Here is a 24,917-nt window from a genome sequence, read left to right as displayed (position 1 = left end):
CTCTAATGGCGCCGGGCGGTTATCGCAGGCGGCTCAGGCATGCGCCAGCGCATCCGGATTGACGAGATTCGTGCGCAGCGTGCCGGCCAGCGCGCCGACCAGGTTCTCCGCGGCGCAACGCGCCATCGCATCGCGCGTCTCGTGCGTCGCCGAGCCGATATGCGGCAGCGCGACGACGTTCTTCATCTGCAGCAGCGGCGAATCCGCCGGCAGCGGCTCCTTCTCGAATACGTCGAGCCCCGCGCCGCGGATCGTCCCCGCGCGCAGCGCGTCGACCAGCGCGGCTTCGTCGACGACCGGCCCGCGCGACGCGTTGATCAGGATCGCGCCGCGCTTCATCTTCGCGAATTCGGGCGCGCCGATCAGGTGGCGCGTGTCGGGCGACAGCGGCACCTGCAGGCACACGAAATCCGACTGCGCGAGCAATTCGTCGAGCGTCACGCGCCGTGCGCCGTACTGCGTCTCGGCCTCCGCATGCGCGGACCGGTTCGCGTACAGCACCTGCATCCGGAAGCCGAGCGCCGCGCGGCGCGCGACCGCGCCGCCGATCCGCCCGAGCCCGACGATGCCGAGCGTCTTGCCCTGCACGTCGGTGCCGTACAGGTCCGGGCCGATGCTGCGATGCCAGTGGCCGGCCTTCACCCACTCGGCCAGCTCGACCACGCGGCGAGCGGAGGCTAGGATCAGCGAAAACACCGTATCGGCCGTCGACTCGGTCAGCACGTCCGGCGTATGCGCGAGCACGATGCCGCGCCGCGTGAGATCGGCGACGTCGAAGTTGTCGTAGCCGACCGAGATCGTCGACCACGCCTTCAGCCGCGGCGCGCGATCGAGCATCTGCGGCGTGACCTTCAGGCTCGCGCCGATCGCGCCGTCTGCGTCGCCCAGCGCGGCGGCGAGTGCGTCGGCGCCGTCGGCCTGCACGACGTCCGCATGCTCGCGCAGGTACGCGAGAACGTCATCGGGCAGCGGCTTGTACGCGACGATACGGGGCTTCATCGTTTCATTTTCCTTGCAGCGGCGCGGCGAGCGGATGCGCATCGCGCGCCTGGGGTTTGACGGACAGCGTGAGGATCACCGCGGCGACGAGCGCGGCGCTCATGAATGCGTACGACGCGACGGGCGACCCGGTCGCGCCGTTCAGGTAGCCGACGAAATACGAGCCGACGAACGAGCCGAGCGCGCCCATGCTGTTGATCAGCGCCATCGCGCCGCCGGCGACGTTCCTCGGCAGCAGTTCCGGCACGATCGCGAAGAACGGGCCGTACGGCGCATACATCGCGGCGCCCGCGACGACCAGCAGCGCATACGAGATCCAGAAATGCGACGAGCCGAGCGCGTACGACGCGGCGAACGCGGCCGCGCCGACCAGCAGGAACGGCCACACGAAACCACGACGCGAACCGACCTTGTCGGACGCCCACGACGCGGCGAGCATCGCGATCGTCGCCGCGAGGTACGGCAGCGCGGACAGCCAGCCGGTCGCGACCATCCCGAGGTCGGAGCCGTTCTTCACGATCGACGGCAGCCACAGCACGAAGCCGTACACGCCGATGCTCCAGCAGAAATACTGCGCGCACAGCTTGATCACGGCCGGCGAGCGGAACGCCTCGCCATAGTTGCGCACCGGCTTGATCGCCGCCTGCTCGGCCGCGAGCGCGGCGTCGAGATCGCGCTTTTCCTGGGCGCTGAGCCACGGCGAATCGGCCGGCTTGTCCTGCACGAGCACCCACCAGCACACGGCCCAGATGATGGCCGGCACGCCTTCGGCGATGAACATGTGGCGCCAGCCGAATTCATGCACGAGATAACCGGACACGATCGACATCCACAGCACGGTGACCGGGTTGCCGAGGATCAGGAACGTGTTCGCGCGCGAGCGTTCGTTCTTCGTGAACCAGTTGCTGATGTAGATCAGCATCGCCGGCATCACGGCCGCCTCGACGATGCCGAGCACGAAGCGGATCGCCATCAGCGACGGAATGTTGCTGACCACGCCGGTCAGCGCCGCGCAGCCGCCCCACAGCACGAGGCTGACGAACACGAGCTTCTTCACGCTGCGGCGTTCCGCGTAGATCGCGCCGGGGATCTGGAAGAAGAAATAGCCGAGGAAGAACAGCGCGCCGATCAGCGACGACAGGCCCTTGCTGATGCCGAGATCCTGGTTGATGCCGGCTGCGGCCGCGAACCCGTAGTTCGCGCGATCGAGGTAGGCGAGGCTGTACGTGATGAAGACGATCGGCATGATCGTCCACCAGCGTCGAGCTGCGAGATTGGCTGCCATCAGAGTGTCTCCTGAGTAGACCGGCATCGGCGCATCGTTGCGTCGTCCGGTCTCATGCAAAACCGTGCATGAAGCACGAAATGGATCCGCGGATTGTGCCGTGTCCGGCCTCTCATTGCGCGGTGACGGTTTCCTCTAAGCGATCGGCGCGATTGCTGACCTTTTCGAGCCGGTCGAGCGCATCGCGCGTCGGCAATCCTTCCGAATCGCCGATCACCTGGATCGCGAGCGCACCGATCCGGTTGCCGCGCGCGACCGCCTGCTCGACGCTGCGCCCTTCGAGCAGCGCGCTGACCACGCCGACCGCGAAGCCGTCGCCGGCGCCGACCGTATCGACGACCTTCTCGACGCGCTCGCCGGCGACCGTGCCTTCGCGGCCGTCGGCCGTGCGGAAATACGCGCCTTGTTCGCCGAGCTTGATCACGACGCCGCGCGCGCCCTGCGCGAGATAGAAGCCCGCGATGTCGGCCGGCGTATCGTGCCCGGTGAGCTGCCGCCCTTCGGCGAGGCCCGGCAGCACCCAGTCGGCGAGCGTCGCGAGCGCATTCAGCGTCTTCGCCATCACGTCGGCGGACGGCCACAGCGTCGGGCGCAGGTTCGGGTCGAACGAGATCGTCTTGCCGGCCGCCCGCATTTCGCGCGCGAGCCGGAACGCGAGTTCGCACGACGTCGCCGAGATCGCCGGCGCGACGCCGGTCAGGTGCAGGTGGCGCGCGCCGAGCACGTAGTCGGCCACGTAGTCGTCGCACGACAGGTGGCTCGCCGCCGAACCCTTGCGGAAATATTCGACGGTCGGGTCGCTGCCGTCGTCGTTGCGCGACTTCAGCTGGAAACCGGTCGGGTAGCGCGGGTCGACGGTCACGCACGACGCGTCGATGCCCTCGCGCGCCAGCGTGTCGAGCACGTAGCGGCCGAACGAATCGCTACCGACCCGGCTCATCCAGCCGACCCGGAAGCCGAGCCGCGACAGCCCGATCGCGACATTGAGATCGGCGCCGGCGATCCGCTTCGCGAATTGCCCGGCGTGCGCGAGGTGGCCGGGCTCCGTCGCGACGAACATCGCCATCGCTTCGCCATAGGTCACGACATCGAGTGCTGCTTTCATGACTGAACTCCTCAGGATCCTTCCGCGGTCACGCGGTTGCAAGCCACGCGACGCGCCGGCACGCATCGCCGGCCAGGTCGGCCGCGTCGAACGGAAACTCGATGCCGCGCGGCGCATGCTGCGGCAGCGCCGCGAGCACGCCGGTCACGAGCGGATCGTTCGGCGCCGGCGCGACGGCGAACCGGCGCGCGCCCTCGCCTTCGGTGGCCTTGCAATGAATGTATTCCACATGCGGCGCGAGCACCTGTGCGCAGTCGAGCGGCGCTTCGCCGCGCCACTGCCAGTTGCCGATGTCGAACGTCATGCCGAGCGCATCGCGCATGCCGGCATCGGCGAGCGCATCGAACAGCCCACGGAACTGCGCGAACGCGCCGCCGACCTCGAGCTGGCCGTTCTCGACCACCACGCGGGCCTGCGCGCCGCGCGACAGCGCGACGATTGCGGCCGCGTGCGCGTCGCCGGCGAAGCCCCCGAGCTGGAATTTCACGAAGCGTGCGCCGAGCGCATCGGCTTGCGCGAGCCCGTCGCGCAATGCGTCGGCATCGAGCGCGCCCGTTTCCGTATACAGCGAGTCCGGCGTCGAATAGACCGACCACAGCCCGTGGCCGGCGATCTGCGCGCCGAGCGCGGCCAGCGCGCCGGGCGCCGTGTCGTCGTCCGACGCGAACAGTTCGCGCCGCACCTCGAAACCGGTCGCGCCGGATGCCGCCACGGTCGCGATGAATGCCCTGTGGCCCTCCTGGCGCACCCGGTCCATCCCGAATGCGCTCGCCACGATCACGATGTCTGCCATGTTGCCCTTTTTCACCGGAATGGAACCGGTTCCATTTGCTTGAGACGGATGGTGCGCTTCGCCTCGGACGCACGCCATAGAGGAAATCCCTAACGCTCCGTTATCGCACGAATGCGCGCCGCGCCCGCGTGCAACGCATGTTCCCGGCGCAACTTCGGTCGACTACGCGAGGCGCTGCGCGAGACTCATTTCGAGGAATTGCGCGGCGAGCCGCGACGGCGCGCCGCCATGCGGGACGAGAATGGAGAAATGCCGCGTGAGCGGTGCGGGCGCCAGCGAGCGCAGCACGAGCGCCGCATCGTCGTGACGCAGCGACATCGCGGACACGAACCCGACGCCCATCCCCGCGCGCACGGCCTCCTTCACGGCCTCGACCCCGGCGATCTCGAACGCGACGCGCATCGGCGCGCCGCCATGTGCGAACGCGCGCTCGACGAGCTGCCGTACGGCGGAGCCCGCCTCGCGCAGCACGAGCGGATGCGCGGCGAGCGCGTCGAGCGTCACGCCCGCGTCGTAGCCGGGCGCCGCGAGCGGATGGCCGGCCGGCACGATCGCGACGATCTCGTCCTCGTGCCACGCGTGCACGGCCGTACCGGGCGGCAGCGCCTCGCCGGGCGGCCCTTCGATCAGCGCGAGGTCGAGCGACGGCAGCGCCGCGACCACGTCGGCCGTGTTGCCGCTCATCGTCTGGATCGCCACGCGCGGCGCGCGCGGCTGGAACGCCGCGATCAGGTATGGCAGCAGGTAGCTCGCGGGCGTCGTGCTCGCGCCGATGCGCAGCGTGCCGGCTTCCAGCCCGCGCACCGCGTCGCGAAACGCACGCGCCTGCGCGAACGTGTCGCGCTGCGCGTTCGCGTACTGCGCGAGCTGTTCGCCGACCGGCGTCAGGCGGATGCCGCGGCCGTCGCGCTGGTACAGCGGCTCGCCGAACTCGTCCTGCAGCAGCCGCAACTGGCCCGATACGGCCGGCTGCGACAGATGCAGCGCCACGGCGGCGCGGCTGATGTTCAGATGCTCGGCGACGGCGGCGAACGTTATCAGTTGATCCGGGGTCATGGGGACGAATTATCGGCTTTCCGGATAGTTTACGTCACAAATCACAATTTTTCATATCGATATAACGAAATTAGGATTACACCATCGCCACACGCTCCATCACGGTGCTTCCATGTCCACTGCTCCGACTCCCTCTCTCAGCCACGCCGCGCCGTCGATGCGCGGCCAGTTGAACGGCGTGCTGTTCGTCGCGCTGTTCGCCGCCGCCGTCACGAGCCTGTCCGAGCTTCCCGCGATCGCGGGGCTCGGCCTGTCGCCGCTGATCGTCGGCATCGTCGCCGGCGCGTTGTACGGCAACGCGCTGCGCGACGGCATGCCGGCCAGCTGGGCGGCCGGCGTCAATTTCTCCGCCCGCAAGCTGCTGCGCATCGCGGTCGCGTTCTTCGGCTTGCGCGTGAGCCTGCAGGAAATCGCGCAGGTCGGGTTGCCGGGCCTCGCGGTATCGGTGCTGGTCGTCGTCAGCACGCTCGCGATCGGCACCTGGGTCGGCATGAAGCTGATGAAGCTCGACCGCGACGCCGCGCTGCTGACCGCCGCCGGCAGCGCGATCTGCGGCGCGGCCGCCGTGCTCGCGTTCGAATCGACGCTGCAGTCGAAACCGCACCAGAGCGCGATGGCCGTGGGCAGCGTCGTGCTGTTCGGCACGCTGTCGATGTTCCTGTATCCGCTCGCCTATCACGCCGGGCTGCTGAACCTCGATCCGGCCGGCCTCGGTCTGTTCTTCGGCGGCACGATCCACGAAGTCGCCCAGGTGGTCGGCGCGGCGAGCGACATCAGCCCGCAGGTCGCGCACGTCGCGACGATCGTGAAGATGACGCGCGTGATGCTGCTGGTGCCGGTGCTGCTGGCCCTCGGCTGGTGGCTCGCCCGTTCGGCGCGCTCGGCGCACGACGCGGCCGGCGGCACGCACGGCAAGCGCAAGGTGGCGGTGCCGTGGTTCGCGCTCGGCTTCCTCGGCTTCGTGATCGTCAATTCGCTGAACGTGCTGCCCGCGGACGTCACGCATACGCTGAACGTGCTCGACACCTTCGCGTTGACGATGGCCATGACCGCGCTCGGCATCGAGACGCGCGTCGCGCAGATCCGCGCGGCCGGCCCGCGCGCGCTGATGACCGGCCTGATCCTGTACGTGTGGCTGATCGCCGGCGGCTACGCGATCACCTGGGCCGTGCAGCACTGGCTTGGCTGAGCCGCACGTCCGCGACGGCTCGCGCGCCGCGCCCTACGGGAAGCCCGACGGGGAAGTCCCGCGGGCGCGGCGCAGTGCTATGCTTCGCGTCGTTTTCCATCGCCCCCTTTCAGCCGTGCTCTCGTTCCTGCTGAAGCTGCGCACTCGCGCGCGAACGCTGCTCCGCCTGTCGGACGCCCATACGATGCTGATCTGGTCGGCCATCGTCGGCGTCGGCGGCGCCTTTGCCACGATGGCGTTCCGCGAAGGCATCGACCTGATGCAGCGCCTGATCTCGGGGCACAGCGGCAGCTTCGTGCAGATGGCGAAGAGCCTGCCGTGGTACGTGCGATTCTGGATGCCGGCCGCGGGCGGCTTCCTCGCCGGCTGCGTGCTGCTGCTCGCGACGCGCGGCGACAAGGCGGCCGCCAAGACCGACTACATGGAATCGGTCGCGCTCGGCAACGGCGTCGTGCCGGTGCGGCAGAGCCTGTGGCGCAGCGTGTCGTCGCTGCTGACGATCGGCAGCGGCGGCTCGATCGGCCGCGAAGGCCCGATGGTGCAGCTCGCGGCGCTCGCCGCGTCGCTCGTCGGCCGCTTCGCGCACTTCGACCCGCCGCGCCTGCGTCTGCTGGTCGCGTGCGGGGCCGCGGCCGGCATTACGTCCGCGTACAACGCGCCGATCGCCGGCGCGTTCTTCGTGTCGGAGATCGTGCTCGGCACGATCGCGATGGAGAGCTTCGGGCCGATGGTCGTCGCGTCGGTCGTCGCGAACATCGTGATGCGCGAATTCGCCGGCTACCGGCCGCCGTACGAGATGCCGGTGTTTCCGGCCGTGACGGGCGCCGAGGTGCTGCCGTTCGTCGTGCTCGGCGCGCTGTGCGGCGTGCTCGCGCCGCAGTTCCTGCATCTGCTCGACGCGTCGAAGACGCAGTTCAAGCGACTGCCGGTGCCGCTGCCCGTGCGGCTCGCGCTCGGCGGCCTCGTGGTCGGCGTGATCTCGGTGTGGATTCCGGACGTGTGGGGCAACGGCTACAGCGTCGTGAACCACATCCTCCATTCGCCGTGGACCTGGCAGGCGCTCGTCGCGGTCCTCGTGTTCAAGGTGATCGCGACCGCCGCGACGGCCGGCTCGGGCGCGATCGGCGGCGTGTTCACGCCGACGCTGTTCGTCGGCGCGGTGTTCGGCTCGCTGTTCGGGCTCGCGATGGACGCGCTGTGGCCGGGCCATACGTCCGCGTATTTCGCGTACGCGATCGTCGGGATGGGCGCGTTCATGGCGGGCGCCACGCAGGCGCCGCTGATGGCGATCCTGATGATCTTCGAAATGACGCTGAGTTATCAGGTCGTGCTGCCGCTGCTGGTGTCGTGCGTGTTCGCGTATTTCGTCGCGCGCGCGACGGGCACGACGTCGATGTACGACATCACGCAGCACCACTACCAGGACGCGCAGGAGCGGCAGCGGCTGCGCACCACGCAGATGCGCGAGCTGATCCAGCCCGCGCAGACCGTCGTGCCGCTCACCGCCAGCGTCGCCGACATGACGCGCGTGTTTCTCGAATATCCGGTGAAATATCTGTACGTGACCGACGACGCCGGGCGCTTTCGCGGCGCGGTCGCGCTGAAGGACATCACGTCCGATTTGCTCGACAAGCGCGACACGACCGACAAGACAGCCGCGCACTACGCGCATACGCCGTTTCCGCTGCTCACGCCCGACATGCCGCTCGCGACCGCGCTCGAGCGCTTCATGGCGTTCCAGGGCGAGCGGCTGCCGGTGATCGAGAGCGAAGCCGAGCCGACGCTCGCGGGCGTCGTCTACAAGACGTCGCTGCTCGACGCGTACCGGCGGATGACCGGCGAGCGCTGACGCGCACCGCCCGCGCCGCCTGCCGTGTTCAGTCCGGCGCGCGCCCCAGCACGACCCGCGCGAAGAACCCCGCGAGCACCGATTCGGCCACGTCGACCGATACGTGCTGCGGATCGGCCGTGTAGTACGACTGCACGCCGTCGCACAGGCACATCAGCCCGAACGCGAGCGTGTCGGCCGGCAGCAGCAGCGGCGTGCCCGAACGCTCGGCGAAGCGCTCGATGAATTCGGCCATCTGCACGCGCTTGCCGTGCAGGAACTGGTTGAAGCGCACGCGGAACTTCGCGTCGCGCGCCGCCTGCAGCTTCGCCTCGCCCCACAGCAGCGAGTATTCGTCGTCGCGAAACAGCGTCCGGTAATACGCGAGCGCCATCGATTCCATCTGCTCGCGCGTGCCGCCCCCTTCGAAAATCGCCTCGAAGTCGGCCCGCACCTCCTCGTGATTGCGCTCCAGCAGTTCCAGCAGCAGGTCGGACTTGCTGCGGAAATTCGAGTAGAACGCGCCGCGCGTATAGCCGGCCGCCGCTGCGATGTCCTCGACGCTCGCGGCCACATAGCCTTTCTTCAGAAAAATGCGATGCGCGGCTTTCAGCAGACGCTCGCGCGTCTGGTCCCTGCTCTGCTCGCGAGTTAAGCGCTGTGGTTTCATGCCGCGCAGTCTAGCATCTCTTCCCTTTCGGATTCATCTTTGCATTCAGATACAGGTGTGTATTAGAATCCGCCACAGTTTCCGAAGATGTCGTTCGTCTGTCCGTGTGCGCCGCTGCCGGCGCCACTTGGGGCAAGCGCCCGCCGCGCTTGCCGGCCTCGTTCCGCTCCACCTCACCTGGGGGTTTCGTGAATCGCTCCGGTTCCCGCGCCGCGCTGCTGATCGGCGCCGCGCTCGTCCTTGCCGCCTGTCATCCGAAAGAATCCGCGCCGCCCGCCCCGCGCCCCGTCGTCGCGCTGCCCGCGCGGGCCGACACCGTCGCGGCCGCACGCACGCTGCCCGGCGACATCCAGCCGCGCTATGCGACCCCGCTGTCGTTCCGCATCGCCGGCAAGATCATCGAGCGCCGGGTGCGGCTCGGCGATACGGTGAAGGTCGGCCAGGTCGTCGCGCTGCTCGATCCGTCCGACGTCGAGAAGAACGCGGCGAGCGCGCAGGCGCAATTCGATGCCGCGTCGCACAGCCTCGCGTTCGCGAAACAGCAGCTCGACCGCGATCGCGCGCAGGCCCGCGAAAACCTGATCGCGACCGCGCAGCTCGAGCAGACGCAGAACAGCTACACGTCGGCGCTCGCGCAGCGCGACCAGGCGCAGCAGCAGCTCGCGCTCGCGAAGAACCAGCTCCGCTACGCGACGCTCGTCGCCGACCATGCGGGCACCATCACCGCCGAACAGGCCGACACCGGCCAGAACGTGTCGGCCGGCCAGCCGGTCTACCAGCTCGCGTGGTCGGGCGACGTCGACGTCGTCAGCGACGTGCCCGAGGCCGCGCTCGCGTCGCTCGCGCCCGGTCATGCCGCCACCGTCACGCTGCCGTCGCTGCCGGGCCGCCAGTTCGCCGCGAAGGTGCGCGAAATCGCGCCGGCCGCCGATCCGCAAAGCCGCACCTACCGCGTGAAGCTCACGCTGGGCGCGCCCGATCCGGCGATCCGGCTCGGGATGACCGCGGACGTCGCGTTCGACGGCGCGCCGGCCGCGGGCGATACGCAGCCGATCACGCTGCCCGCGACCGCGCTGTTCCACGACGGCGCGCAACCGGCCGTGTGGGTCGTGCGCACGAAGGACGACACGCTCGAACTGCGCCGCGTCGACGTCGCGCGCTTCAACGAGCGCACGGTCACCGTGTCGCACGGGCTGCAGCCGGGCGAGCGCGTCGTGCTGCAGGGCGTGCATACGGTCAGCGCGGGCGAGAAGGTGCGCGCGATCGCGCCGCTGCATCCGGAGGACTTCGCATCGTGAGCGTCTCCCACGAAGAAGGCCGCTTCAACTTGTCCGCATGGGCGCTGCGCCACCAGGCGCTGGTCGTCTACCTGATCGCGCTCGCGACGCTCGCGGGCATCCTCGCTTACACGCGGCTCGCGCAATCCGAAGACCCGCCGTTCACGTTCCGCGTGATGGTGATCCGCACCTTCTGGCCGGGCGCGAGCGCGCGGCAGGTGCAGGAACAGGTGACCGACCGGATCGGCCGCAAGCTGCAGGAAACGCCGGCCATCGACTTCCTGCGCAGCTATTCGCGCCCCGGAGAGTCGCTGATCTTCTTCACGATGAAGGATTCGGCGCCCGTGAAGGACGTGCCCGAAACCTGGTACCAGATCCGCAAGAAAGTCGGCGACATCGGCTACACGCTGCCGCCCGGCGTGCAGGGCCCGTTCTTCAACGACGAATTCGGCGACGTCTACACCAACATCTGGACGCTCGAGGGCGACGGCTTCACGCCCGCGCAACTGCACGACTACGCGGACCAGTTGCGCACCGTGCTGCTGCGCGTGCCGGGCGTCGGCAAGGTCGATTATTTCGGCGACCCCGACCAGCGGATCTTCATCGAGGTCAACAACGCGCAGCTCACGCGCCTCGGCATCTCGCCCCAGCAGCTCGGCCAGGCGATCAACGCGCAGAACGACATCTCGTCGACCGGCGTGCTGACGACCGCGGACGATCGCGTGTTCGTGCGGCCGAGCGGCCAGTTCGACAACGTCGACGCGATCGCGAATACGCTGATCCGCATCAACGGCCGCACGTTCCGGCTCGGCGATCTCGCGACTGTGAAACGCGGGTACGACGATCCGCAAGTCACGCAAATGCGTACGGCCGGTCCAGGCACCAACGGCCACGCCGTGCTCGGCATCGGCGTGACGATGCAGCCGGGCGGCGACGTGATCCGGCTCGGCAAGGCGCTCGACGCCGAATCGAAGGATTTGCAGGCGCAACTGCCGGCCGGACTGAAGCTGACCGAGGTGTCGAGCATGCCGCACGCGGTCTCGCATTCGGTCGACGACTTCCTCGAAGCCGTCGCCGAAGCGGTCGCGATCGTGCTGGTCGTGAGCCTCGTGTCGCTCGGGCTGCGCACCGGGATGGTCGTCGTGATCTCGATCCCGGTCGTGCTCGCGGTCACCGCGCTGTTCATGTACCTGTTCGACATCGGGCTGCACAAGGTGTCGCTCGGCACGCTCGTGCTCGCGCTCGGGCTGCTCGTCGACGACGCGATCATCGCGGTCGAGATGATGGCCGTGAAGCTCGAACAGGGCTACACCCGCGCGCGCGCCGCCGCGTTCGCGTACACCAGCACCGCGTTCCCGATGCTGACCGGCACGCTTGTCACGGTGTCGGGCTTCCTGCCGATCGCGCTCGCGAAATCGAGCACCGGCGAATACACGCGCTCGATCTTCGAGGTATCGGCGATCGCGCTGATCGCGTCGTGGTTCGCGGCCGTCGTGCTGATCCCGCTGCTGGGCTTCCACATGCTGCCCGAGCGCAAGCGGCACGCGCACGAGGCGCACCTGCCCGATGATCACGAGCACGACATCTACGACACCCGCTTCTACCGGCGGCTGCGCGGCTGGATCGACTGGTGCATCGAGCGGCGCTTCGTCGTGCTGCTGATCACGGGCGTGCTGTTCGTCGTCGCGATGATGGGCTTCTCGCTCGTGCCGCAGCAGTTCTTCCCGAGCTCCGACCGGCCCGAGCTGCTGGTCGACCTGCGGCTGCCCGAAGGCGCGTCGTTCGCGGCGACGCTGCGCGAGACGGAGCGCCTCGAGAAAGCGATCGACAAGCGGCCCGAGATCGACCATGCGGTGAACTTCGTCGGCAGCGGCGCGCCGCGCTTCTATTTGCCGCTCGACCAGCAGTTGCAACTGCCGAACTTCGCGCAGTTCGTGATCACCGCGAAATCGGTCGAGGATCGCGAGAAGCTCGCGACCTGGCTCGAAACCACGCTGCGCGACACATTTCCTGCCGTGCGCTGGCGCCTGTCGCGGCTCGAGAACGGCCCGCCGGTCGGCTATCCGGTGCAGTTCCGCGTGAGCGGCGACAGCATCGCGACAGTCCGCTCGATCGCCGAGAAGGTCGCGGCGACGATGCGCGGCGATGCGCGCACGGTCAACGTGCAGTTCGACTGGGACGAGCCGGCCGAGCGCTCGGTGCGCTTCGAGCTCGACCAGAAGAAGGCGCGCGAGCTGAACGTCACGTCGCAGGACGTGTCGAGCTTCCTCGCGATGACGCTGTCCGGCACGACCGTCACGCAGTATCGCGAGCGCGACAAGCTGATCGCCGTCGACCTGCGCGCGCCGCGCGCCGACCGCGTCGATCCGGCGAAGCTCGCGGGCCTCGCGCTGCCGACGCCGAACGGCCCCGTGCCGCTCGGCTCGCTCGGCCGCTTCACGCCGACGCTCGAATACGGCGTCGTGTGGGAGCGCGACCGTCAGCCGACCATCACCGTGCAGTCGGACGTGCGCGCCGGCGCCCAGGGCATCGACGTCACGCATGCGGTCGACGCGAAGCTGAACCCGCTGCGCGCGCAACTGCCGGTCGGCTATCAGATCAACATCGGCGGCTCGGTCGAGGAAAGCGCGAAGGCGCAGGCGTCGATCAACGCGCAGATGCCGCTGATGGCGATCGCCGTGTTCACGCTGCTGATGATCCAGTTGCAGAGCTTCTCGCGCGTGCTGATGGTCGTGCTGACCGCGCCGCTCGGGCTGATCGGCGTGGCCGCGACGCTGCTGCTGTTCGGCCAGCCGTTCGGCTTCGTCGCGATGCTCGGCGTGATCGCGATGTTCGGGATCATCATGCGCAACTCGGTGATCCTGGTCGACCAGATCGAGCAGGACATCGCGGCCGGCCACGGCCGCGTCGACGCGATCATCGGCGCGACCGTGCGGCGCTTCCGCCCGATCACGCTGACGGCCGCGGCCGCGGTGCTCGCGCTGATCCCGCTGCTGCGCTCGAACTTCTTCGGGCCGATGGCGACCGCGCTGATGGGCGGCATCACGAGCGCGACCGTGCTGACGCTGTTCTACCTGCCTGCGCTGTACGCGACGTGGTTCCGCGTGAAGCGCGACGAACGCGACCCGCAGGACGGCCCGCCGCCAGGCGGCACGCCTGCCGCGCCGTCGGGGGCCTGACCATGGATCGATCGATGACCCTGAAAAAGAACGCCGTGCGGGTGCTCGCCGCGGCGAGCGTCGCCGGCCCGCTCGCGGGCTGCGCGTGGTTCGCGCCGAGCGGCGAGCCGCCCGCGATGCCGTCGCCCGCGCACTACGGCGCCGCGCCGCAAGTCCAGCAGACGGTGTCCGCACAAGGCGTCGCGCAACAGTTCGAGGTCGGCGCGCAGCCGGTGCCGGACTGGTGGAAACAGTACCGTTCCGATGCGCTGAACGCGCTCGTCGACGAAGGGCTGCGCAACAGCCCGACGCTGAGCGCGGCGTCGCATTCGCTGAATGCGGCGCGCGAGCAGTTGCGCGGACAGATCGGCAGCTCGATGCTGCCGTCGATCGACGCGGTCGGCCAGGCCACGCGCCAGCGCGCGCTCGGCGTGCCGATTCCCGCGCTCGGCGCACCGACGCTGCTGTACGACACGTTCGTCGGGCAACTGCAGGCGAGCTACACGGTCGACCTGTTCGGCGTGTCGCGCTTCGCGAACCGCGCGCTCGCGAAACGCGTCGACGTCAGCGCGTTCCAGCTCGAATCCGCGCGGCGCGCGCTGGCCGCGAACATCGTGACCGCGTCGATCACCGTATCGGTGCTCAATGCGCAGATCGACACGACCGAGCGACTCGTCGCGCTCGCGAACGACCAGGCGCACGACGCCGAGCGCCGCCATGCGCTCGGTTCGGCCTCGCGCAGCGACGCGCTGAACGCCCGGCAAAGCGCCGACACGTTCGCGGCAAGCCTGCCCGCGCTGCGCCAGCAGCGCGACTCGGCGCGCCACGCGCTCGCCGTGCTGGTCGGCCGTACGCCCGACCGGCCGCCGGCCGATCTCGCGCTCGCCGATCTGCATCTGCCCGAGCAGGTGCCCGTCGTCGTGCCGTCGGACCTGCTGCAAAGCCGCCCGGACATCCAGGCCGCCGACGCGGGGCTGAAGGCCGCCGCCGCCGAAGTGGGCCTCGCGACCGCGCAAATGTTTCCGCAACTGTCGCTGTCGGCGGCGATGGGCAAAGGCGGCTTCAGCTGGCCGGCGATGCTGTCGGGCGCCGGCGCGATCTGGAACGTCGGCGCGTCGCTGAGCCAGCCGATCTTCCACGGCGGCGCGCTGCTCGCGCAGCGCCGCGCGGCGAAGGCAACCTACGAGGCCGCGGTCGACCAGTACAAGCAGGCGGTGCTCGGCGCGTTCCAGAACGTCGCCGATTCGCTCGCGGCGCTCGAGCACGACGCCGAGGCGCTCGATGCGACGTCGCGCGCCGCGCTGTCCGCGCGTGGCGCGTACGACGACGCGGCCGCCCGCGTGCGGCTCGGCGCGCTGCCGCCGTCGGCCGCGCGCGCGAGCGAGTTGCAGTACCGCAATGCGCGGCTCGACGAGATTCGCGCGACCGGCGCACGGTTCGCGGATACCGCGCGGCTTTACCAGGCGATGGGCACGCCGCCGGCCGACAACGGCGACACGTCCGGTAAAAGCGGCCACGCCGCCGGCGACGGCACGACCGGCACGCAAGCACGCGCCGCCGCGCCCGACCCCGCTCCTTCGGCGCAATAACCGCCATACCCCCCTCCGATCGAACGTGCGTGCGGCGCCCCGCCACGCGCGTTCGATCGCCGATCTTCCGCTTGACCCTCACGTAGCGTAACGTTCGAGACTCCAGTGTGCGCACCGAACGGAGGAACGAATGCGGCTGAAAGTGGGAGACCTGGCGAAACGCAGCGGGTTGACCGTCCGCACGCTTCATCACTATCACGCAATCGGTCTGCTGAAGCCTTCGGCGCGCGCCGACAACGGCTACCGGCTGTACGACCGCGACGACGTCGCCCGGCTCCACCAGATCCAGGCCCTGCGTCGCTTCGGACTGTCGCTCGCCGAAATCGGCGATTACCTGAACCGGCCCGGCACGCCGCTCGTCGATCTCGTCGCGAAGCAGATCGCGTCGCTCGACCGCCAGCTCGCGCAAACCGCGCAGTTGCGCGAGCGGCTCGCGAGCCTGCATGCGCAGCTCGCGGCGGGCACCGAGCCGGAACTGGCCGATTGGCTCACCACACTGGAGTTGATGACCGTGTACGACAAATATTTCTCCGAGGAAGAACTCGCGCGCCTGCCGATGTACCAGAAGAGCCAGGCCGGCGACGCGGAATGGATCGCGCTCGTCGACGAGGTCCGTACGCTGCACGAGGCGGGTGTGCCCGCCGAGGACGAGCGCGTACGTGCGCTTGCCGCGCGCTGGATGGCGCTGCTGGTACGCGACACGAACAACGATCCGCGGCTGCTTGCGAAGCTGAATCTGATGCATGAGCAGGAGCCGTCGATGCAGTCGAAGATCGGCATTTCGACGGCGTTGCGCGACTATGTGCTGCTCGCATCGTCTGAAACGAAGATGCGGCTCTTCGAGAAGTACCTCACGCCGGACGAGAGCCGCTTCATGCGCGCGCACTACCGTCAACGGGCGATGGAATGGCCGCAACTGATGGCCGACGTGCGCGACGCGGTCGATGCGGGCACGCGGCCCGATTCGCCGCAAGGCCGCGCGCTGGCGCAGCGCTGGCTCGAGCTGTTCTGCAGCTACGCGGGCCACGATCCGGCCACGCACGCGAAATTCCGCCGCGCGCTGATGAACGAGCCGGCGCTGACGAAGGATTCGTGGACCGACGACACGCTGCTCGGTTTCATGCGCGAGGCGATGGCGCAGTTGGCGCCGGCGCGCTGATCGCGTGATTCGCGGGCGGCAAGCGGGGTTCCCGTGTACCGCCCGTTTCACCATTGGCAGCCGGTATCTCACGCCCGACGGCCAAGCATCCGCCTAGTCGTTGCGCATGCTGATCCCGCGCCAGCGCTTCATCATGTAACGTAGAAACGCGGGCTGCGCCTTCAGGTCTGCGTTCGGCACGGGCGCCGCGCCCCCGTCGACGAACTTGCCGTTGACCGTGACGATCTCCTCGCCACGAAGCACGTATTTCGTCCCTGCGTCGATCAGGAAGTACTTGACCTGATCGGCGCTCACGTCGCCGCGGCAACCGATCTTGTACGCGAACAGGAACTGCTTGCGGCCGTTGCCGAGCAGGTCGCGCATTTCGATCGACTTCGGCACGACGTCGAGAATCACGTCGACCGGGCATGCCTTCACGTAGTCGCGCACTGCCCAGTCGGGGCGGCCGTCGAGCGTCGCGGACACCTTGAGTTCGACGTCGTCGCCGGACGCGGTTCTGGCGAGCGTCACCGCGTGCGCGCCGGCCGCATCGGTCCACGTGTAATCGGCGGCGTGCGCCGGGCTGGCCAGCGCTGCGACTGTGAGCAACAGACAACTCGAAAGAACATGTCTTTTCATCGGAGATGGAGAGAGAGCCGGAATCGAACGCGCCATTATCGACAAAGCCGCGTGCCGCTGCCAGCGGCACGCACCACGCCCGTTCAGCGCTCGCGCGTGCCGAGCCCGAGCGCCTTCATCCGGCGGTACAGCGTCCGTTCGCTCAATCCGAGCTGCGCGGCGAGCGCCTTGCGCGTGCCGTCGAACGCGCGCGCGATCCGGACGAGCTCCGCATCCGACACGCCGCCCGCATCCGCCGCCTGCGCATGCGGCGCCGCCGCGGCCACGACGAGCTCGGCCGGCAGATGTTCGACGCGGATCGTCCCGTCGTCCGCGAACAGGCACGCGCGTTCGAGCACGTTGCGCAACTCGCGGATGTTGCCGGGCCACGCATACGCATCGAGGCACGCGCGCGCACGCTCGGTCAGCGTGAACGGTCGCGCATTCGCGTCGCCCGCGTTGCCGCGCGCGTTCGCGATCCGCCGCAGGATCGATTCGGCCAGCAGCGCGACGTCGCCCTGCCGTTCGCGCAGCGCCGGCAGCGGAATCGGAAACGCGTTGATCCGGTAGTAAAGATCCTGCCGGAACCGGCCGTCGTCGATCATCTCGCGCAGCGGCTTGTGCGTGGCCGCGACGAGCCGGAAATCGGCGCGCAGCGCCTCGACGCCGCCCACGCGCCGGAACGTACCCGATTCGATCAGCCGCAGCAGCTTCACCTGCATCGGCAGCGGCACGTCGCCGATCTCGTCGAGAAACAGCGTGCCGCCCTGCGCGGTCTCGACGAGGCCCGGCTTGCGCTGGTTCGCGCCCGTGAACGCGCCTTTCTCGTAGCCGAACAGTTCGCTCTCGAACAGCGTCTCGGCGATCCCCGAGCAATCGACGACGACGAACGGCCCCATCGCGCGATCGCTCGCCTCGTGCAGCGCGCGGGCGAACAACTCCTTGCCGGTGCCCGATTCGCCGAGCAGCAGTACCGGCAGCGTCGACGGCGCCACGCGCTGCAGCGCGCCGAGCGCCGCGTTGAACGCGTCCGAGCCGCCGACGAGCCCTTCCGCGCTCGGCTGCGCGGACGCGCTGCGCACCGTCGTCAGCCGCTCGACGTACGCGATCACGTTGCCGTCCGCGTCGAAGATCGGCCGCAGCTCGACGTCGACATGCTCGGGGCCGCGCGGCGTGTGATGGATGTGCAGCACGCGGTTGAGCCCGCGCGATTCGAGCGCCTGCTTCATCGGGCAATGCTCGCCGGCCTGGTCGCACGGCACGTTGTAGTGATGCGACACCTGGAAACAGTGCCGGCCCACATGCTCGACGCCGGCCACGCCGAACTGGCGCCGGTACGCATCGTTCGCCGCGAGGATCCGGTAGTCGGGATCGACCACGATCATCGGCTGCGGGTCCTGCTCGAGATACGCGACGAGCGCGCGTACGTCGGGCATCGCGTCGTGACGCGCGGAGGGGACGATCGGAATGGTGTCGTGCGGATTCATGCGGCGGCTCGCTCGGCGAAGGGGCGCCCGGATGGACTGCCAGGCTGACTGCCAATTCTGCCACGACGCTGCCAGATGTGGCAGTTCTCGTCCGCCACCGGATGTCGTTGACGTCTCCACAGGGCCGCCGACGTCCCGAAAACCCGAGCCGAATCAAGCCCCTGCCACATCGGCCGGTACCGCGCCGCAGGTTGGCATGCTTCTTGAGATAAAGATCGCGATTGCAGATGCAGCACCCGATCGAGGACACCCCGTGAGCAACGCCCCCGCCCTGTCGGTCGAAGGCTTTTTCGACCCGGCGACCCACACCGTCAGCTATCTGCTGCTCGATACGACAAGCCGCGCATGCGCGCTGATCGACAGCGTGCTCGACTACGACCCGAAATCCGGCCGCACGCGCACCGCCAGCGCCGACCGGCTGATCGCGCGCGTCGCCGAACTCGGCGCGACCGTGCACTGGCTGCTGGAGACGCACGTGCACGCCGACCACCTGTCGGCCGCGCCCTACCTCAAAGCGCAGGTCGGCGGCCAGATTGCGATCGGTTCGCACGTGCGCCGCGTGCAGCACGTGTTCGGCACGCTGTTTAACGCAGGCCCCGGCTTCGCGGAAGACGGCCGCCAGTTCGACCGGCTCGTCGACGACGGCGACACGCTCGCACTCGGCGCGCTGACGATCCGCGCGCTGCACACGCCGGGCCACACGCCCGCGTGCATGACCTACTGCGTGGACGACGCGACGCAGCGCGCGGCGTTCGTCGGCGACACGCTGTTCATGCCCGACTACGGCACGGCCCGCTGTGACTTCCCCGGCGGCGATGCGCGCACGCTGTACCGCTCGATCATGCGCGTGCTCGCGCTGCCGCCCGACACGCGCCTGTACCTGTGCCACGACTACCAGCCGGGCGGCCGCGACGTGCAGTTCGTGACGACCGTCGCCGAGCAGCGCCGCGCGAACGTGCACGTGAGGGATGGCGTGAGCGAGGACGATTTCGTCGCGATGCGCACCGCGCGCGACGCGACGCTCGACATGCCGGTGCTGATGCTGCCGTCGGTGCAGGTCAACATGCGCGCCGGCCACCTGCCCGAACCCGAGAACAACGGCGTGCGCTACCTGAAGATCCCGCTCGACGCGATCTGAGCCGCGCGCCCCCAAACGGAGCCCTCCCCAATATGACCATCCGCAAGCTGACCGACACGCTGTCGGTCTCGCCGCAGATCGAGGCGGCCGACCTGCCCGCGCTTCACGCGGCGGGCATTCGCGCGATCATCTGCAACCGGCCCGACGGCGAAGGCGCCGACCAGCCGACCGTCACCGAGATCCGCGCGGCCGCCGCGCCGCTCGGCATCGACGTGCACTACCTGCCGGTCGATACCGGCAAGGTGACCGACGACCAGGCCGCGCAGTTCGGCGCGCTCGTCGCGTCGCTGAATGGGCCCGTGCTCGCGTACTGCCGCAGCGGCACGCGGTCGGCCACGCTGTGGGCGCTGTCGCAGGCGGGGCTGCGCCCGCTGGACGACCTCGTCGCCACCGCCGGCGCGGCCGGCTACGACCTGAGCGCGCTCGCCTCGCGTATCGCGCAGGACGGCCGCCAGAGCGCGCCGGCCGTGGACGCGCGACACGACATCGTGATCGTCGGCGCGGGCGCGGCCGGCATCGCGGTCGCGTCGAGCCTGCTCGCGCGCGACGCGTCGCTCGACATCGCGGTGATCGATCCCGCCGACGTTCACTACTACCAGCCCGGCTGGACGATGGTCGGCGCGGGCGTGTTCCGGCCCGAGACGACCGCGCGCAGGATGACCGACGTACTGCCGCGCGGCGTGCAGCGGATCCAGGCCGCGGTCGCCGGCTTCGAGCCCGACGCGCACGTGGTGGTGCTCGACGGTTGCCGGCGCATCGGCTATCGCAGGCTCGTCGTGTGTCCGGGGCTCAAGCTCGACTGGCATGCGATCGACGGCCTCGCCGACACGCTCGGCCGCAACGGCGTCACGTCGAACTACCGCTACGATCTCGCGCCGTACACGTGGGAGCTCGTGCGCGCGTTCCGCGGCGGCCACGCGCTCTTCACACAGCCGCCGATGCCGATCAAGTGCGCGGGCGCGCCGCAAAAGGCGATGTACCTGTCGTGCGATCACTGGCGGCGCACGGGGCGCCTCGACGCCGCGAACGTCGAATTCCTGAATGCGGGCGGCGCGCTGTTCGGCGTCGCCGATTACGTGCCCGCGCTGATGGAGTACGTGAAAAGCTATGACATCGCGCTGTCGTTCGGCCACAACCTCGTCGCGATCGACGGGCCCGCGCGCCGTGCGACGTTCTCGCGCGCGCTGCCGGACGGCGGCAAGGAAACCGTCGAGCGGCCGTTCGACATGATCCACGTGGTGCCGCCGCAGAAGGCGCCCGACTTCGTGCGCGCGAGCCCGCTCGCCGACGCGGCCGGCTGGATCGACGTCGATCCGGCGACGCTGCGCCACAAGCAGTTTCCGGACATCTACGCGCTCGGCGACGTCACCAACACGACCAATGCGAAAACGGCCGCGGCCGCCCGCAAGCAGGCGCCCGTCGTCGCGCACAACCTGCTCGCGTCGCTCGGCCGCGCACAGGGCGACGCCGCGTACGACGGCTACGGTTCGTGCCCGCTCACCGTCGAGCGCGGCAAGATCGTGCTCGCCGAATTCCTGTACGGCGGCAAGGTCGCGCCGACCTTCCCCGCCTGGCTGATCGACGGCAAACGGCCATCGCGGCTCGCGTGGCTGCTGAAGGAACGCGTGCTGCCGCCGCTCTACTGGAAGGCGATGCTCAAGGGCCGCGAATGGCTCGCGAAGCCCGCGATCGCCCGTTGACCGGAGCGCGATGACGTCATGCTGATTTCCCTCGTACTCGGCGGCTTCGTCGGTGCCGTGCTCGGCCTGACCGGCGCCGGCGGCGGCATTCTCGCGGTGCCGGCCCTCGTCGTCGGGATGAGCTGGCCGATGCAGCAAGCGACGCCCGTTGCGCTCGTCGCAGTGGCCGGCAGCGCCGCGCTCGGCGCGCTCGAAGGCTTCCGCCGCGGGCTCGTGCGCTATCGCGCGGCGCTGCTGATGGCCGTGGCCGGCGTGCCGCTGACCACGCTCGGCGTGCGACTCGCGCACGTACTGCCGCAGCGCCTGCTGCTCACGTTGTTCGCGCTGACGATGCTGGTCGTCGCCAGCCGCCTGCTACGACAGGCGCTGCGGCGGCAGGCGACCGACGCGGACGCGTCGCCGCTGTGCGTCGGCCGCGTGAATCCCGATACGGGCCGGCTCGTGTGGTCGTGGCCCGTGGGCATCGCGCTGGCGTCGACCGGCGCGGTCACGGGCCTGATGACGGGATTGCTCGGTGTCGGCGGCGGCTTCGTGATCGTGCCGATGCTGCGCAAGTTCACGAACGTGTCGATGCATGGGGTGGTCGCGACGTCGCTGATGGTGATCGCGCTGGTCGGTACCGGCGGCGTGTTCGCGACGCTCGTGTCGGGCACGCGCGCGCCGCTCGACGTGACGCTGTGGTTCAGCGTCGCGACCGCGCTCGGCATGGCCGCCGGCCGCGGCGCGTCGCGCCGCCTCGCCGCGCGGCACGTGCAGGCCGGGTTCGCGGCCGTGCTCGTCTGCGTCGCGCTGGGATTGCTGGCGAAGGCGGCGCTCGGCGCATAAACGCCGGCGATGGGCCGGCGATCGTTACGCGCCGCCAAACAAAACGCCCGGGCCGACTCGTCGTCGGCACCGGGCGTTTTTCTTGAAGGCCACAACCGCCGTATCAGGCCGCAAACCCCGCCATCCGCTTGCGTTCCTGACGCAGCATCACGACGTTCGCGATCACGACGCCGGCCGTCACCGCGATGATGAACAGCGTCGCGAGCGCGTTCATCTCCGGGTTCAGCCCGAGGCGCACGCGCGAGAACACGACGAGCGGCAGCGTCGTCGAGCCGGGGCCCGACAGGAACGCCGACAGCACGAGGTCGTCGATCGACAGCGTGAACGACAGCAGCCAGCCCGCGATCAGCGCCTGCGAGATCAGCGGCAGCGTAATCGTGAAGAACACCTTCAGCGGCGTCGCGCCGAGATCGAGCGCGGCTTCTTCCAGCGACGGATTCAGCTCGCGCACGCGCGACTGCACGATGATCGCGACGTACGAGATGCACAGCATCACGTGGCCGAGCCAGATCGTGAACACGCCGCGCTCGGCCGGCCAGCCGATCCACTTCGCGAGCTCGATGAACAGCAGCAGCAGCGAGATCCCCTGGATCACCTCGGGGATCACGAGCGGCGCGTTGATCATCCCGCTGAACAGCGCGAAGCCGCGAAAGCGGCCCATCCGCGCGAGCACGAAGCCGGCCCACGTGCCGATGAACACCGACGCGAACGCGGTCAGCACGCCGATCTTCAGCGACAGCCACGCGGCCGTCAGCAACTCGTCGTCCTCGACGAGCGCCTCATACCAGCGGAACGAGAAACCCGACCACACGGTAACGAGCTTCGACTCGTTGAACGAATAGACGATCAGGCTGATGATCGGGATGTACAGGAACGCGAAGCCGACGAACAACGCCGCGAACTGCAGGTAGCGATTCGGCTTCATCGACGGCCTCCCTGTTCCTTCGCCTGGAAGTGCTGGAACATCGCCATCGGCACGAGCAGCAGCAGCACCATCGCGCAGGTCACGGCAGACGCCATCGGCCAGTCCGCGTTGTTGAAGAACTCGTTCCACATCACGCGGCCGATCATCAGCGTATTCGCGCCGCCGAGCAGCTCCGGAATCACGTACTCGCCGACCGCCGGGATGAACACCAGCAGGCAGCCCGCGATGATCCCGTTCTTCGACAGCGGCAGCGTGATCTGCACGAACGCCTTCCACGGCTTCGCGCCGAGGTCGTACGCGGCTTCGAGCAGGCGCAGGTCCATCTTCACGAGGTGCGCGTAGAGCGGCATCACGAGGAACGGCAGGTACGAATACACCATCCCGATGTACACCGCATAGTTCGTGCGGTACAGCTCGATCGGCGTATGCGTGAGCCCGATCCACATCAGGAAGTTGTTCAGGAGCCCGTTGTTCTTCAGGATCCCGATCCAGGCATACACGCGGATCAGGAACGACGTCCAGAACGGCAGCATCACGCCCATCATCAGCAGGTTGCGGGTGGCCGGGTTCGAGCGCGCGATGTAATACGCCATCGGATAGCCGAGCAGCAAACACAGCAGCGTCGTGATCGCGGCGACCCACACCGAGTTCACGTAGGTCGCGAAATACAGGCTGTCCGTGAACAGGAACGCGTAGTGCGACAGGTTCAGCGCGACGTGCACGACGCCGTCGGCGTACGACGCGAGCTCCGTATACGGCGGGATGCCGAGCTGCAGCTCCGCGAAGCTGATCTTCACGACCAGCACGAACGGCACGAGGAAGAACAGCACGAGCCACGTGAACGGCCCGGCCACGACCGCCGTGGCGCCCGTCAGGTTGAAGCGCCGCACCGGCCACTCGAGCAGGGACTTGAACGCGTTCATGACGTCAGCACCACGCCGGCGGTCGCGCTCCAGCGCACGTAGATCTCGTCGGCGAGCACCGGCGTGTCGAGTTCGGAAATCGCGAGGCTCGACACGTTCGCGATCACCGTCTTGCCCCCGTCGAGCTTCACGTGATACAGCGAATAGCCGCCCATGTACGCGACGTTGCTGATCCGGCCGCGCGCCCAGTTGAACGCGCCTTCGGGCGGCTTGCGCGTGAGCGCGATCCGCTCGGGGCGCACCGACACCGTGACCGGCATCCCGAGCGGGCCCGAGATCCCGTGGCTCACGTACAGCCGGCTCGGCAGTTCCGGCGATTCGATGTACACGTGATCGGGTTCGTCCTCGACCGTCACGCCGTCGAACAGGTTCGTCGAGCCGATGAATTCGGCCGAGAAGCGGCTGTTCGGGTATTCGTACACTTCGTTCGGCGAGCCGATCTGCACGATCTGCCCTTCGCTCATCACCGCGAGGCGGTTCGCCATCGTCATCGCCTCTTCCTGATCGTGCGTGACCATGATGCAGGTGACGCCGACCTTGTTCAGGATGTTGACGAGCTCGATCTGCGTACGCTGGCGGATCTGCTTGTCGAGCGCGGACATCGGCTCGTCGAGCAGCAGCAGCTTCGGGCGCTTGACCAGCGAACGCGCAAGCGCAACGCGCTGCTGCTGGCCGCCGGAAAGTTGATGCGGCTTGCGCTTCGCATACTTGCCCATCTGCACGAGTTCGAGCGCGGACGCGACGCGCGCCTTCAGCTCGGCCTTCGGCGTGCCTTCCTGCTTCAGCCCGAACGCGACGTTCGACTCGACCGACATGTGCGGGAACAGCGCATACGACTGGAACATCATGTTCACGGGCCGCTTGTACGGCGGCATCTGCGCGAGGTCCTCGCCGTCGATCAGGATCTTGCCCGACGTGACCGTCTCGAGGCCCGCGAGCATCCGCAGCAACGTCGACTTGCCGCAGCCCGAGCTGCCGAGCAGCGCGAACAGCTCGCCCTGGCGCACGGTCAGGTTGACGCTGCGCACGGCTTCGGTGTCGCCGAATTTCTTGACGACGTCGACGATCTGGACAAAGTTCTCGGCGCGCGCATCGGCGCCGGAGGAGGAAACGGAGAACGGCGCGCCCGCGACCGGCGCGCCCGACTGGCTATTCATGATGTGCTGCTTCTCTCCTGCGTTAGACGAACAAAGCCCCCGGGGGCACCAGGGGCT

20 protein-coding genes are annotated in these 24,917 nt (G+C 68.8%); 9 read left to right on the top strand and 11 right to left on the bottom strand.

From position 1 onward, the window contains the following. Positions 1 to 33: 33 nt before the first annotated feature. The 5 genes from J8I35_RS30045 to J8I35_RS30025 all read right to left on the bottom strand — a co-directional run bounded on the left by J8I35_RS30045 (position 34) and on the right by J8I35_RS30025 (position 5,238). Positions 34 to 999, bottom strand: coding sequence for a D-glycerate dehydrogenase (locus tag J8I35_RS30045; RefSeq protein ID WP_089488654.1), 966 nt, complete (start codon positions 997 to 999; stop codon positions 34 to 36). Between the two features lie 4 nt (positions 1,000 to 1,003). After that, positions 1,004 to 2,284 carry an MFS transporter gene (locus J8I35_RS30040; protein WP_050015472.1) on the bottom strand — a complete coding sequence of 427 codons (1,281 nt, stop codon included), beginning with the start codon at positions 2,282 to 2,284 and terminating at the stop codon, positions 1,004 to 1,006. Positions 2,285 to 2,396: 112 nt separating this feature from the next. Then, entirely contained in the window at positions 2,397 to 3,389 is a 993-nt protein-coding gene (locus J8I35_RS30035) for a sugar kinase (protein WP_089488460.1), read from the bottom strand. A 28-nt stretch (positions 3,390 to 3,417) separates the two neighbouring features. Beyond that, complete coding sequence (locus J8I35_RS30030) at positions 3,418 to 4,182, bottom strand: sugar phosphate isomerase/epimerase (protein WP_209928522.1); 765 nt, start codon at positions 4,180 to 4,182, stop codon at positions 3,418 to 3,420. Between the two features lie 162 nt (positions 4,183 to 4,344). Further along, positions 4,345 to 5,238 carry a LysR family transcriptional regulator gene (locus J8I35_RS30025; protein WP_050015477.1) on the bottom strand — a complete coding sequence of 298 codons (894 nt, stop codon included), beginning with the start codon at positions 5,236 to 5,238 and terminating at the stop codon, positions 4,345 to 4,347. Between the two features lie 112 nt (positions 5,239 to 5,350). On the opposite strand from J8I35_RS30025, the gene J8I35_RS30020 reads away from it, so the two are divergent. Together J8I35_RS30020 and J8I35_RS30015 are read left to right on the top strand one after the other, a co-directional pair. Further along, complete coding sequence (locus tag J8I35_RS30020) at positions 5,351 to 6,427, top strand: YeiH family protein (RefSeq protein ID WP_209928520.1); 1,077 nt, start codon at positions 5,351 to 5,353, stop codon at positions 6,425 to 6,427. Positions 6,428 to 6,542: 115 nt separating this feature from the next. Further along, complete coding sequence (locus J8I35_RS30015) at positions 6,543 to 8,276, top strand: ClcB-like voltage-gated chloride channel protein (RefSeq protein WP_200891631.1); 1,734 nt, start codon at positions 6,543 to 6,545, stop codon at positions 8,274 to 8,276. Between the two features lie 28 nt (positions 8,277 to 8,304). On the opposite strand, the gene J8I35_RS30010 is transcribed toward J8I35_RS30015, so the two are convergent. After that, entirely contained in the window at positions 8,305 to 8,925 is a 621-nt protein-coding gene (locus J8I35_RS30010; protein ID WP_050015483.1) for a TetR/AcrR family transcriptional regulator, read from the bottom strand. Positions 8,926 to 9,113: 188 nt separating this feature from the next. Here J8I35_RS30010 and J8I35_RS30005 point away from each other — a divergent pair, with 188 nt between their 5' ends. The 4 genes from J8I35_RS30005 to J8I35_RS29990 all read left to right on the top strand — a co-directional run bounded on the left by J8I35_RS30005 (position 9,114) and on the right by J8I35_RS29990 (position 16,108). Then, the gene (locus J8I35_RS30005) at positions 9,114 to 10,223 is read left to right on the top strand and encodes an efflux RND transporter periplasmic adaptor subunit (protein ID WP_050015485.1); all 1,110 of its coding nucleotides are present in this window, start codon (positions 9,114 to 9,116) and stop codon (positions 10,221 to 10,223) included. Next, positions 10,220 to 13,381, top strand: coding sequence for an efflux RND transporter permease subunit (locus J8I35_RS30000; protein WP_124593073.1), 3,162 nt, complete (start codon positions 10,220 to 10,222; stop codon positions 13,379 to 13,381). Before J8I35_RS30005 ends, J8I35_RS30000 begins: the two co-directional genes overlap by 4 nt. A 2-nt stretch (positions 13,382 to 13,383) precedes the next feature. After that, entirely contained in the window at positions 13,384 to 14,949 is a 1,566-nt protein-coding gene (locus J8I35_RS29995) for an efflux transporter outer membrane subunit (protein WP_209928518.1), read from the top strand. Positions 14,950 to 15,079: 130 nt separating this feature from the next. Beyond that, the gene (locus J8I35_RS29990; RefSeq protein ID WP_209928515.1) at positions 15,080 to 16,108 is read left to right on the top strand and encodes a MerR family transcriptional regulator; all 1,029 of its coding nucleotides are present in this window, start codon (positions 15,080 to 15,082) and stop codon (positions 16,106 to 16,108) included. Between the two features lie 93 nt (positions 16,109 to 16,201). On the opposite strand, the gene J8I35_RS29985 is transcribed toward J8I35_RS29990, so the two are convergent. Both J8I35_RS29985 and J8I35_RS29980 read right to left on the bottom strand, forming a co-directional pair. After that, positions 16,202 to 16,726 (bottom strand): DUF4124 domain-containing protein, encoded by a 525-nt coding sequence (locus J8I35_RS29985; protein ID WP_209928514.1) that lies wholly within the window; start codon positions 16,724 to 16,726, stop codon positions 16,202 to 16,204. Between the two features lie 83 nt (positions 16,727 to 16,809). Beyond that, positions 16,810 to 18,192: a sigma 54-interacting transcriptional regulator gene (locus tag J8I35_RS29980; RefSeq protein ID WP_050015499.1), complete on the bottom strand. Its 1,383-nt coding sequence runs from the start codon at positions 18,190 to 18,192 to the stop codon at positions 16,810 to 16,812. A 253-nt stretch (positions 18,193 to 18,445) separates the two neighbouring features. On the opposite strand from J8I35_RS29980, the gene J8I35_RS29975 reads away from it, so the two are divergent. From J8I35_RS29975 to J8I35_RS29965, 3 genes are read left to right on the top strand one after another with little or no spacing between them, the layout of a single operon-like run. After that, on the top strand, positions 18,446 to 19,330 hold the full coding sequence (locus J8I35_RS29975) for an MBL fold metallo-hydrolase (RefSeq protein WP_050015500.1): 885 nt from the start codon (positions 18,446 to 18,448) through the stop codon (positions 19,328 to 19,330). A 32-nt stretch (positions 19,331 to 19,362) separates the two neighbouring features. Continuing rightward, positions 19,363 to 21,030 carry a bifunctional protein tyrosine phosphatase family protein/NAD(P)/FAD-dependent oxidoreductase gene (locus tag J8I35_RS29970; protein ID WP_209928509.1) on the top strand — a complete coding sequence of 556 codons (1,668 nt, stop codon included), beginning with the start codon at positions 19,363 to 19,365 and terminating at the stop codon, positions 21,028 to 21,030. 18 nt (positions 21,031 to 21,048) lie between these two features. Next, positions 21,049 to 21,855 carry a sulfite exporter TauE/SafE family protein gene (locus J8I35_RS29965; RefSeq protein ID WP_209928507.1) on the top strand — a complete coding sequence of 269 codons (807 nt, stop codon included), beginning with the start codon at positions 21,049 to 21,051 and terminating at the stop codon, positions 21,853 to 21,855. Positions 21,856 to 21,958: 103 nt separating this feature from the next. Here the strand turns inward: J8I35_RS29965 and J8I35_RS29960 are convergent, their stop codons facing one another. The 3 genes from J8I35_RS29960 to potA are packed head-to-tail and all read right to left on the bottom strand — an operon-like array spanning position 21,959 to position 24,860. Beyond that, the gene (locus J8I35_RS29960; RefSeq protein WP_050015506.1) at positions 21,959 to 22,780 is read right to left on the bottom strand and encodes an ABC transporter permease subunit; all 822 of its coding nucleotides are present in this window, start codon (positions 22,778 to 22,780) and stop codon (positions 21,959 to 21,961) included. Beyond that, positions 22,777 to 23,703, bottom strand: coding sequence for an ABC transporter permease subunit (locus J8I35_RS29955; RefSeq protein ID WP_050015507.1), 927 nt, complete (start codon positions 23,701 to 23,703; stop codon positions 22,777 to 22,779). Before J8I35_RS29955 ends, J8I35_RS29960 begins: the two co-directional genes overlap by 4 nt. Beyond that, the gene (gene potA, locus J8I35_RS29950) at positions 23,700 to 24,860 is read right to left on the bottom strand and encodes a polyamine ABC transporter ATP-binding protein (protein WP_050015509.1); all 1,161 of its coding nucleotides are present in this window, start codon (positions 24,858 to 24,860) and stop codon (positions 23,700 to 23,702) included. The genes J8I35_RS29955 and potA overlap by 4 nt, the downstream gene beginning before the upstream one ends. Between the last annotated feature and the right edge of the window lie 57 nt (positions 24,861 to 24,917).

It is taken from the genome of Burkholderia sp. CpTa8-5 (assembly GCF_017815045.1).
Taxonomy (GTDB): domain Bacteria; phylum Pseudomonadota; class Gammaproteobacteria; order Burkholderiales; family Burkholderiaceae; genus Burkholderia; species Burkholderia sola.
This window is presented reverse-complemented; position numbering and strand designations above follow the sequence as displayed.